We start from the raw sequence: 11,322 nt of genomic DNA, 5'->3' as shown, positions 1-11,322 counted from the left end.
TCCAGGGCGGCATCCGCGTGCCCAGCTACACCGCGTCCAAGAGCGGGATCGCGGGCCTCACCAAGCTGCTGGCGAACGAGTGGGCGGCAAAGGGCGTCAACGTCAACGCCATCGCGCCGGGCTATATCGCCACCAACAACACCGCCGCCTTGCAGGCCGACGAGGCCCGCAACCGCCAGATCCAGGAACGCATCCCCGCCGGCCGCTGGGGCGATCCCGGCGACATCGGCGGGGCCGCCGTGTTCCTCGCCTCCGCCGCCGCCAACTATATCCACGGCCATATCCTCGCCGTCGACGGCGGATGGCTCGCGCGCTGACTGGACTGTGTGCTGCCGGCGTTGACCGGAAGCGCTGATTGGCCGGAGGAGGGGCAAACCCTCCCGCACCCCACAGGAGAGGATCGATGCCCGCAATCGACAGGCGAACTATGATCGGCGCGGGGCTGGTCCTGGCGTCCTCGCCCGCCTGGGCAGAGAAGGGCGATCCTGTGGTTGCGACGCGGAACGGGCGCATCCAGGGAACGCGCGAAAGCGGGCTACAGGTGTTTCGCGGGGTACGCTACGGGCAGAACACTGCGTTCCACCGGTTTCGTGCGCCGGTTGCGCCAACACCCTGGCGGGGCATCGTGCCGGCTACCCGCTTCGCGCCCTCCTGTCCGCAAAAGGCGAAGCAGGACGCCACCAGCGAGGATTGCCAGTTCCTCAACATCTGGACGCCGGGGAGGGAGCCGGGCGCCCGGCGGCCAGTCCTGCTCTACATCCACGGCGGGGCCTATGCTAACGGCAGTGTGGTCGACCCGCTCAATGACGGACGACATCTGGCCGCCCGCGATGTGGTGGTGGTGACGGTCAACCATCGCCTCAATGCGCTGGGCTATCTCTATCTTGCGCGGCTCGACCCTCGCTTTGCCGACAGCGGCAATGCGGGGCAGTTGGACCTGATCCTGGCTCTGCGCTGGGTGCGGGACAATATCGCGGCCTTTGGAGGCGATCCGGCCAATGTGCTCGTCTTCGGCCAGTCTGGCGGCGGGGCGAAGATCGCCACGATGATGGCGATGCCCGCTGCCAAGGGGCTGTTCCATCGCGCCGTTACCATGAGCGGCCAGCAGGTGACGGCGAGCGGCCCGATCAATGCGTCCCGCCGTACCGCCGCCTATCTGGACAGGCTGGGCCTGTCACCCGGCAATCTCGAACCCCTGCTGACGCTGCCGGTCGAGCGGCTGATCGAGGGGCTTGGGGCGGAAGACCCGATCCTGGGCGGAGACGTCTATATGGGGCCAGTGCTCGACATGCGCTGGCTGGCCCGGCACCCTTTCTGGCCAGACGCCGCGCCGCAGGGCAATGCGATCCCGATGATGCTGGGCAACACATTGGACGAGACCCGGGCGTTCATTGATCCTGACGGGCCGCTGCTGCATGGGCTGGATTGGAGCAACCTTGCTGAGCGGATGGCGGGGGAATTGCGCGTGGACCTGTCGCCCGAATGGATTGTGTCACAATATCGAGCGCATTATCCCGACTGGTCGGCCGAGCGCATTTTCTATGCCGCGACCACGGCCGGGCGAAGCTGGCCGGGACAGGTGATCGAGGCCGAGGCGCGGGCGCGGGCAGAGGCGCCGACCTGGGTCTATCAAGTCGATTTCCAGTCGCCGACACAACCCAAGCGCGGTGCGCCGCATACCATGGACATAGCATTGGCCTTCGGCACGCTGGATGCGCCGGGCTCGTTTACCGGTACGGGCGCCGCAGCGCGGGCCGCGTCCATGGCGATGATGTCGCGCTTCCTGGCTTTTGCCCGGGACGGCGATCCCAACGGGCCGGGCATGGAGGCCTGGCCCCAATATCGGCTCGATCGGCGGACCACGATGCTCTTCGACGTCGAAAGTCGAATAGTAGAGAACCCGCGTGGGTGGGAGCGCGCATTATTCGCGCGCGTGCCCTATATCCAGCCGGGCAGTTGACAGGCGACAGTGCCTTCCTTTCGCACAAGTCCCGCATCTGCGGGGATGGCGAGCAAGATAAAAGCGCCGCCCACGCTCTGCCGCAAACGAACCGGTGGACAAGTCGTGGCGTGGCCTACTCCTTCACCGGATAGGCGATGATCAGCGCCAGCGGTTCCTGCCCGGTCTGCCTGATCCCGACCACCGCACCGTCATAGAGATATGCGGCCATGCCCGGCTTCAGCGCCCGGGTTTCCCCGTCGGAGGTGACGTCCCCGGTGCCAGAGAGGACATAATAGACCTCGTCATGGGCTATGGGATGGAGGCCGATCGCAGCGCCGATATGGAGGATGCGCTTGCGAAATTCCATGCGGCGCGGCTGGGGCACGGCATCGCTGATGCGATAGGCGGTGCTCATGCCGATCCGGCCGTGAGGCGTCTGCTCGTCGCGGCGGACGCTGTTCTCATCGATCACGGCCATCGGCGGCGCGCCGGACGCGGCAGCCGCAGCCATGAGGAGGGGCATCATGCTCATTTCCGATCTCCTGCCTGTTCTCCCTGCCGCATCATCTTGTCGCGATCGGACAGATGCTCGGCGATTTTTTCCGACTTCTGGCCAGGATAGCGGCCCGACTTCGGCTCCATCGTGTCGAGATCCCAATCGGCCTCGACAAAGGGCGCACGGGTCTGCGCCATCTTGGGATAGCCGCCCACTTGCCGTTCATCGTCGATAATCTCGCCGCGTCCCTCGGCCACGAAGAAGAGGACGCGCAGATCGTCGGCGTCGCGATCCCAGGGGCGGGCGCCGGCGTGGGCAAGGACATGGGTTTCAACTTCGCGCACCGGCAGAACCTGTGTGCCGGGCCACCAGACCGGCGGGGCGGGCAGTTGGTTGAGCCTGGCACGGGTTTCGCCATAACGACCGAACATCGGGAGCGGCTGGCCGAACCTGTCCACGGCGATATTATCCTTGCCGTGATAATCGAGGTCGCCGTCGCCGCCCAGCGTCAGGAACGGGAGGCCCTGGGCAGTCGATACGCCGCCGCGCATGACATTGCCCACGGCCGAGATCTTGCCGGTCTGGTAGGGATGCTCGCCCCATTCGAGTGCCATCAGGTTGTAATGGAGCGCCCGTTCGCCGGGATCATAGAGGATATTGTTGACCAGTTCCACCTGGCCGCCGCCCTTGACCAGCGGGTTGCGTTCGACATTATGCGCGTAGAGATTGCGGTAGATGAGAATTTCGCTGGCGTTGTCGTGGATCAGCGTACCCTTGCTATGCTCGCCCTTGGGGTGGCTGGCGTTGGCCAGCCCTTCTGCCGCGATATTATAGGAGAAGGTGATGGCGTGGCTGGTATTCTGCCGCCACTCCTCCGGTGTCCTGCCCTCGAAACGGGGACCGGAGGCCGACATATTCTCGTCGATCGCCCAAGTGAAACTGCAATGGTCGATGATCACATTATGGGCGCCCACAGTCGAGAGCGAGTCCGCTTCCCAGCCGCTCAGTTTCGGCTGGCCATCGACGCCGGTGCGGACGCGGATATGGCGAACGACGACATCATGGGTTGCAATGTCGATGCCGGTCTTGATGAGCGTGATGCCGGGCGAGGGCGCGGTCTGGCCAGCGATGGTGACATGGGGTTCGCTGATCTTCAACGTCTGGCGCCCCATGTCGATGACACCGGCCACCTCGAACACGATGATGCGTGGTCCCTTCGCCTCGATCGCGGCCTTGAAGCTGCCGGGCCCGTCGGGGGCGAGGCTGGTGACGCGGATGATGCGCCCGCCGCGTCCGCCGGGCGTCGTTGCCGCCCAGCCGACAGCGCCGGGGAAGGCGATGGGGGAGGAATCCTGCCGAGCGGAAGCGGCGGTAGCCGATGGGACGGCCATGACCAGCATCGCGGTCAGCAGGGGCAGGCGGAACAGCCTTGGGGACCGGGCGACATTGGCAGGCAAGGCCATATCCGGCAACAGGGGATGCGCCATCAGTTTCATTCTCCTCTCGTCCGCAATCTTGGCATCCCGCTTCGGCCGTTGCAACCTTTTCTGACACCGGTGTCTGACTGAGCCATTCATCTGATCTTGAACGCCCCAGATGACTGGGCGCTGGTAGATGATGAGGGCAGGCAATCCCTGCTCTTGCTCCCGGCGCGGTCTCGCCACTCCCCGTTCTCATTACAGACCGCCCGCTCGACATTGGATTATCGATCAATGAGACAGGCCGGGATCCGGCTGTGTGCGACCATCGTTTCGGCAAGATACGTCACCGGCCCGCACCGCCCATCATGGATGCCGATCAACGAACACGGCGGTGCAACCGAGACGCCTCAACCAAGGCGTTCACGATTGTGGTTAAAAGCGCGGAGCGGGCGGCCATAGCACCGCCTTCGCAAAGCCTGCCTTAAAATAATTCCATTTATCTCAGATGCCTACATGCCGTTCCGATCTGGTTCGGTTTCATGAATGCAGCAGCATATTGACAGGCTTTTGTGTTGGGCGCATTTATGACACCGGTTTCCGCGGTGTGCTGACGACCAGCTATAGCTGGCGGCGCGCGGGCTGGGGGAGGTTGCGGCCACAGTGAGGCGCACTCCTCCCGGCCGGGGATAGCCCGGAAACCCGCCTGCGCCGGATCGCAGGGTGGAGATTTGGGAAGGGAGTGGATGAACGTGCAGATTCAGCAGGACAAATTTGCGGCGCGGCGCTGGTTGGCGGGGGCATCCTTCGCCGCGATGGTCATGACCCTTTCGAGCGGCGCCCTGGCCCAGGATGCGGCTGCCCCGCAGCCACAGGACGCGGCGGAGGGCGAGGTCGCCGACATTGTCGTCACCGGTTTCCGGCAGTCGCTGGGCGCGGCTATCAATCTCAAGCGCCAGACAGTCGGGTCGGTCGATGCGATCGTGGCCGAGGATATCGCCAAATTCCCCGATCAGAATCTGGCGGAGTCGTTGCAGCGCATTCCCGGCATCTCGATTCAACGCGACGGTGGCGAGGGGCGGGCCATCACGGTACGCGGCCTGGGTGCGCAATTCACCCGCGTCCGTGTCAATGGATTGGAAACGGTCGCAACTTCGACCGATGGCGCCAGCTCGAACCGCGATCGTGCATTCGATTTCAATGTCTTCGCATCCGAACTGTTCAGTTCGCTGGTGGTCCACAAGACCGCCGAAGCCTCGCTGGACGAAGGCTCGCTGGGCGCTGTCGTGGACCTTAACACTGGCAATCCTCTGGCCGGTAAGGACGGTTTCACGTTCGTCGGATCGGCGACAGGCTCCTATAATGACCTCAGCAAGAAATGGGGGCCACGCCTTGCGGGCCTGCTGTCCTGGAAGTCGCCGGACGGACAATGGGGCGTGTCGCTGTCGGGTGCCTATTCCAAGCTCGACACGCTCCAGATGGGCAATAACACGGTGCGCTGGTCGCAGGCGCGGTTCGACAGCGTCGATGGCACCCGCTGTTTCACCACGCAGAACAGCGGCGGCGCCTATGTGCCGAGCGCGGCCTGCAACGACGCGGCGCTCGCCTTCCACCCGCGCATTCCGCGCTACGGCGAGATCGCGCAGGAACGTGAACGCATCGGTGTGACCGGATCGATCCAGTGGGCGCCTTCGGATGCGACAAAGATTTCGATCGACGGGCTATTCTCGCGCTTCCGCGAGACGCGCGAGGAGAAATGGGGCGAGGTCCTGCTGCGCTCCAACGAGCGCTCGATCGACGTGGTGGACCCGGTTTATGACAGCAACAACAATATGGTGTCGGCGACGCTGAACGACGCCTGGGTCCGGACCGAACATTATCTGCGCAAGTCGCAGACCAAATTCTACCAGTTGGGCGCGACCTGGGACCAGGATGTGAGCGACAGCTTCCGCTTCACCCTGCTGGGCGGCTTTTCCAAGTCGGATGCGTCGATCCCGGTGGAGACAACCCTGGTGTTCGATGATCGCGACGCGCAGGGCTATAGCTACGACTACAGCAACATGCGTCGCCCGGTGCTGACCTTCGGCACCAGCGTCACCGATCCCGCAAATTTCCAGCTGGCGGAGATCCGTGATCGGCCCTCCTCGACCGTCAACAAATTCCGCACCGCGCAGCTGCGCACCGAATGGGACGTGACCGACGGCTTCACGGTTAAGGCGGGCGCAGTTTATCGCCGCTTCTCGTTCGACACCGAAGGTTTCACCCGCGACACGGTGGTGTGCGGTAATGGTGGTGTCGACCGGGTGCTAGGCACCGTGAACTGCTCGCCGAGCAGCCTCTTCGGCCCGACTGCCGTTTATGGCTTGCCGGTCACCTCGCAACTCGCCGAGTTGTTTACCCTGAAGGGCGCGGGCGCTCCGGCGGGGACGACCACCCAGTGGCTGATCCCCAATCTGGCGACAGGGACGGACTATACCAATCTTTACGAGCGGGCGCTGACTGTAGACGCGGGCAACACCCGCGGCGTGGTGGAAAAGACCAAGGGCGGCTACATCCAGTTCGATGCCAAGGGCGACATTTTCGGGCTTGAATATGCGGCAAATGCCGGCATCCGCTACGTCAGGACCGAGCAGAGTTCGACGGGCCTCAACAATGGCCAGCTGGTCGGCGTATCCCGATCCTATGAGGATTGGTTGCCGGCGGTGAACGTTGCGCTGTTCCCCCATCGCGACATCATCATCCGCGCATCGGTTGCAGACGTGATGACCCGTCCGTCGCTCGGCAACCTTACGCCGGGCGGGTCGGTCGACGGCTTCAACTATCGCGTCAGCTTCGGCAACCCCTTCCTCGATCCTTTCCGTGCGACTGCCTATGATCTGGCGATCGAATGGTATTTCGCGCCCCAGTCGGTATTCTCGGTCGCGGCCTTCAAGAAGGATGTGCAGAGCTTCCCGATCAGCCAGACGATCACCGGGACATTCGCATCGACCGGCCTGCCGCTGTCTGTCATCCCGCCCAGTTCGCCAGCGGCGATCCAGCCCGAGCGGGCGGAAGGCTGGGCGATCAGCACGATCGTCAACGGCACTGGCGCGAGCCTCAAAGGCATAGAGGTGGCGGTCCAGGCACCCTTCACCTTCCTGCCCGGTTTCCTGTCGCGCTTCGGCGGTATCCTGAATGCGACCTTCGTGGATTCGAGTGCGGACTATACCGTCTCGGGTCCGGCAATCGTGCCGGGTGGCGGCAATGTCGCGGCGGTGCGCAACGCGACCCTGTTCGGACTCTCGAAGAGGGCGTTCAACGGTACGCTCTATTATGAGGATGCGAAATTCTCGGCACGCGTTTCCGCCAGCTATCGCAGCAAATATATCGACCAGAACAGCGGAACCGGCAATGTGTTCGAAGGCTATAACAGCACGATCAACGTCGACGCATCTGTCCGGTACAAGCTGACCGACTGGATCGAATTGTCGCTGGAAGGCATCAACCTGACCGACGACTATCGCGACCGCTACACCGACCAGGACGCCAATCGCAATTATGAGCAGCTGCATTTCGGCCGCACCATCCAGCTGGGTGCACGGTTCAAGCTGTAACTGCTCGGCCGGGCCGCCTCTGCACGGGCGGTCCGGCATTTTCCATTCAGGAGAGATCATGACCATCAGCCGCCGCGATGCGATGACCGGAGCCTTGGCGGGCAGCGCCCTTGCGCTGGGGCATAGCAGAACGGTGATGGCGTCGTCCGGACCTTCATCACGCCTTGCGGTCGAGTGGAAACGCGGACCGGACAATCAGCGTATCGCCGACCTTGGCGACGGGCGTTTCCTCAATCCCCTGATTTCCGGCGACCGGCCTGATCCCGCCATCCTGAAGGACGGCGCGGATTATTACATGACCTTCTCCACCTTCGATTCCTATCCCGGCATCACCATCTGGCACAGCCGCGACCTCATCAACTGGCAACCGCGCAAGGCCGCGTTGACAAAGAATATCGGGTCGGTCTGGGCTGTCAGCCTGGAAAAGCATGAGGGTCGCTATTTCCTATACATTCCGGTGAAGGCGAGTCCGAACAGCATCTTCGTCATTCATGCCGATAGCATCGACGGACCCTGGAGCGACCCGATCGACCTGAAACTGCCCGCGCATATCGATCCATGCCATGCGGTGGGCGAGGATGGCAGCCGCTGGCTGTTCCTGTCCGGCGGTGACCGCATCCGCCTGTCCGATGACGGGCTGTCGACCGTGGGCGAAGTCGAGCATGTCTATGATCCCTGGCGCTATCCCGACACGTGGGATGTGGAAGGATTTTCGCCCGAGGGCCCGAAGATCCACCGGCATGGTGACTGGTTCTACATGCTGACGGCGGTGGGCGGCACCGCTGGGCCGCCGACCGGACATATGGTGATCGCGGCGCGGTCGCGCTCCATCCACGGACCTTGGGAACAGCATCCGGGCAATCCGCTGGTGCGGACCGAGCGGCTGGACGAACGCTGGTGGTCGCGCGGTCATGCCAGCCTGGTCGAGGCGCCGGACGGGAGTTGGTGGGCGCTCTATCACGGCTATGAAAATGGTCTCTGGACGCTGGGCCGGCAGACACTGCTCGATCCCGTCGAATGGACGGCGGACGGCTGGTTCCGCATGACCGGCGGCGACCTGTCGCAGCCGCTGCCCAAGCCCCGCGGCGGGCAAGCCTTACCCCATGGGATGGCGCTGTCGGACGATTTCCACGACCTGAAGCTGGGCGCGAAGTGGAATTTCTTTCGCCCGGATCCGGACGAAGCAAGCCGGGCGCGGGCGGAGAAGGGCGCGCTGGTGCTCAAGGGACGGGGCACCGCACCGGTCGATTCCTCCCCGCTGCTATTGATCGCGGGTGACCCAGCCTATGAATTCCAGTGCGATATCGAGATCGCGCCGGGCGGAACGGCGGGGTTGCTGCTCTTCTACGACGACAAGCTCTATTGCGGCCTGGGCTTTGACGAGACGCGCTTCGTCACCCATCAATATGGGATGGAGAGAGGACGGCCCGCCAACCCCCATGGTCGCCGGCTGACCATGAAGGTCATAAACCATCACCATATCATTTCCTATCATCTGAGCGGGGACGGCGGGCGGACCTGGCGCCGGTTCGACCGGGGGATGGAAGTGTCGGGCTATCATCATAATGTCCGCGGCGGTTTCCTGATGCTGCGGCCGGGTCTCTATGCTGCCGGGACCGGCGAGGCACGCTTCCGCGATTTCCGCTTTCGCGCGCTGTGACGACTGGCTGGTTGCGGGGGAGAACCAGTGGCGTGGTAGCGAAAGCCGACAGCGATCTGGACAGCTGAACGCCATTGTACGGCGTGACGGGATTTAACATAATATATATTATCGAATATTAGTCCATATCGCCCCCGTGGTATGTGCCGGAACATGCGGGTTGGCCCTGTTCGCTTCGGCCCATCGGCTGATAGCGTCGTCCGACGGTTCGGGGAAACCGAGCGGAATGGGAGACCGGAGCGATGGACGGAAGCGTTGCAGCCTTGTTGGCGCGGGCGCGGATTGGCGATTGCCTGGCGCGGCTTGCGCGCGGCGAAGATCGGCGTGACGCCGGCCTGATCCGGTCCTGCTGGTGGCCGGATGCGCGCTATGACTACGGCGTGCGGGCCGGCGATTTTGCCGACTATCTGGCGTGGGTAGTCCCCGGTTCCGACGCCATTGCCAACACCCAGCATATATTGGGCCAGAGCCATGTCGAACTGGCGGGCAGCAAGGCCAGGGCCGAAACACATGTCCTCTCCTATCATCGCGTCGACATGGGCGCGGGCGATCGGGACAAGGTGATCGGCGGCCGTTATCTGGATCTGCTGGAGGAACGTGGTGGGAACTGGCGCATCGCCACCCGGATCATGCTGTATGACTGGTGCTGCGACTGGGGCGAGGCGGCCGACTGGTCCAAGGGGCTGATGGGCCTCCCCTTCCCGGCAGATCGCCATGCGGGTGATGCCCGGCGCGACGCCAGTGTCGCCTTCTTCGCCCAAGGGCACGCCTGATGGGCCCGCTGTCGGGCAAGGTCGCGCTTGTCACCGGCGCGAGCCGGGGCATCGGCCGGGGCATCGCGCTGGTCCTCGCCGAGCAGGGGGCCACCGTCTATGTCACTGGCCGGACGGTCAATCCGGGTGATTATTATCTGCCGGGCACGGTCGGCGAAACCGCCCAGCAATGTACCGAGCGGGGACAGGCCAGCGGCGGTCGCGGCATCGCGGCGGTCTGCGACCATGGCGACGATGCGGCGGTTGCGGCTCTGTTCGAGCGGATCGAGGCGGAACAGGGGCGGCTAGACATATTGGTCAACAATGCCTTCCTGCTGTCGGACGATCTGATCGAACCCAAGTCCTTCTGGGAAAAGCCGCTGTCCAACCTGGAAATGTGGGATGTCGGCGTCCGCTCCAACTTTGTCGCCGCCTGGCATGCGGCGCGCATCATGGCGCCGCAGCGGTCGGGACTGATCGTTGCCATCTCGGGCTTCGCCGCCGTGACCTATACCTATGGCGTGGTGTTCGGCACCGCCAAGTCGGCGGTCGACCGCATGGCGCGGGACATGGCGATCGAGCTGGCGCCGCACAATGTCGCGTCGCTGACGCTGTGGCAGGGGCTGACCCTGACCGAGAAGGCGCGCGACAACCTCGCCAGGATGGGGGAACGGATGACGCAATCGATCACCAGCCAGCAAGGCAGCTCGGTCGAGCATCCCGGCCGGGTGATCGCGGCGCTGGCCGCAGACCCCGACATCATGCAGCGGTCGGGGGGCGAATATATCACCGCCGAACTGGCCCGGCATTATGGCATCGTCGACATTGACGGCGCGGTCATTCCGTCGGCGCGGGCGACCAGGGGCGCCCCCATCTGGGGCCCAATCGCAGGGGCCGGCCGTCATGGGCAATGAACTGGACACCCGGCTGGCCGGCCTGATCGACCGGCAGGCGATCGCGGACTGCCTTGCCCGCTTCTGCCGGGGCATGGACCGGTTCGATCGCGACGCCTATCTGTCCGCCTTTCATGCCGATGCGGAGATCGCGGCCGGTCCCTTCGTCGGCAGCGCGGCCGATTGCTGGGACTGGGCCATGCCCCTGCATGACCAGGCCCAGAGCCTGACCCATCACGTCCTGCTCCAGTCGAGCATCGACGTGGACGGCGACACGGCCCATGGCGAAACCTATTATCAGTTCATCGGCCGCAACCGCGACGACAGCGTCATCATGGCCGGGGGACGCTATATCGACCGCTTCGAGCGGCGCGACGGCGCATGGCGGATCACGCTGCGGGTCAATGTCATCGAATGGTCGGTGATGCCTCCCGCCGTCGCCATTCCCTTCGCCGATGTGCCCGACATCGCCGCCAATGGCGTGTCGGCGCGCGGGCGGGAGGATCCCTCCTACCAGCGCCCGCTCGTCAATCGGCGGGCGCGGCAGCGGCCGGACGCGGCGCTATGA

General features: G+C 64.2%; 10 protein-coding genes. 7 read left to right on the top strand and 3 right to left on the bottom strand.

Going from position 1 to position 11,322, the window contains the following annotated elements; genetic code table 11:
• A partial coding sequence (locus A7Q26_RS08980; protein WP_157102506.1) for an SDR family oxidoreductase occupies positions 1-317 on the top strand: 317 nt, incomplete at its 5' end.
• Positions 318-403: 86 nt separating this feature from the next.
• Entirely contained in the window at positions 404-1,960 is a 1,557-nt protein-coding gene (locus A7Q26_RS08975) for a carboxylesterase/lipase family protein (protein ID WP_066859028.1), read from the top strand.
• Here the strand turns inward: A7Q26_RS08975 and A7Q26_RS26310 are convergent.
• The 3 genes from A7Q26_RS26310 to A7Q26_RS08965 are packed head-to-tail and all read right to left on the bottom strand — an operon-like array spanning position 1,922 to position 3,838.
• On the bottom strand, positions 1,922-2,062 hold the full coding sequence (locus A7Q26_RS26310) for a hypothetical protein (protein ID WP_084439050.1): 141 nt from the start codon (positions 2,060-2,062) through the stop codon (positions 1,922-1,924). The genes A7Q26_RS08975 and A7Q26_RS26310 overlap by 39 nt on opposite strands.
• A 13-nt stretch (positions 2,063-2,075) precedes the next feature.
• A complete protein-coding gene (locus A7Q26_RS08970; protein ID WP_066859027.1) occupies positions 2,076-2,474 on the bottom strand; it encodes a cupin domain-containing protein in 399 nt (132 codons plus the stop codon).
• On the bottom strand, positions 2,471-3,838 hold the full coding sequence (locus tag A7Q26_RS08965) for a pectate lyase family protein (RefSeq protein ID WP_443018154.1): 1,368 nt from the start codon (positions 3,836-3,838) through the stop codon (positions 2,471-2,473). The genes A7Q26_RS08970 and A7Q26_RS08965 overlap by 4 nt, the downstream gene beginning before the upstream one ends.
• Before the next feature lie 764 nt (positions 3,839-4,602).
• On the opposite strand from A7Q26_RS08965, the gene A7Q26_RS08960 reads away from it, so the two are divergent.
• The 5 genes from A7Q26_RS08960 to A7Q26_RS08940 all read left to right on the top strand — a co-directional run bounded on the left by A7Q26_RS08960 (position 4,603) and on the right by A7Q26_RS08940 (position 11,322).
• Positions 4,603-7,449, top strand: coding sequence for a TonB-dependent receptor (locus tag A7Q26_RS08960; RefSeq protein ID WP_066859026.1), 2,847 nt, complete (start codon positions 4,603-4,605; stop codon positions 7,447-7,449).
• Positions 7,450-7,507: 58 nt separating this feature from the next.
• The gene (locus A7Q26_RS08955; protein WP_066859025.1) at positions 7,508-9,109 is read left to right on the top strand and encodes a family 43 glycosylhydrolase; all 1,602 of its coding nucleotides are present in this window, start codon (positions 7,508-7,510) and stop codon (positions 9,107-9,109) included.
• 242 nt (positions 9,110-9,351) lie between these two features.
• Positions 9,352-9,882: a nuclear transport factor 2 family protein gene (locus tag A7Q26_RS08950; RefSeq protein WP_066859024.1), complete on the top strand. Its 531-nt coding sequence runs from the start codon at positions 9,352-9,354 to the stop codon at positions 9,880-9,882.
• On the top strand, positions 9,882-10,775 hold the full coding sequence (locus A7Q26_RS08945) for an SDR family NAD(P)-dependent oxidoreductase (RefSeq protein WP_066859023.1): 894 nt from the start codon (positions 9,882-9,884) through the stop codon (positions 10,773-10,775). Before A7Q26_RS08950 ends, A7Q26_RS08945 begins: the two co-directional genes overlap by 1 nt.
• Positions 10,765-11,322, top strand: a complete 558-nt coding sequence (locus A7Q26_RS08940) for a nuclear transport factor 2 family protein (RefSeq protein ID WP_066859022.1) — start codon at positions 10,765-10,767, stop codon at positions 11,320-11,322. The genes A7Q26_RS08945 and A7Q26_RS08940 overlap by 11 nt, the downstream gene beginning before the upstream one ends.

The sequence above is a fragment of the Sphingobium sp. TCM1 genome, from assembly GCF_001650725.1.
In the GTDB taxonomy this organism is placed as follows: Bacteria; Pseudomonadota; Alphaproteobacteria; order Sphingomonadales; family Sphingomonadaceae; genus Sphingobium.
This window is presented reverse-complemented; position numbering and strand designations above follow the sequence as displayed.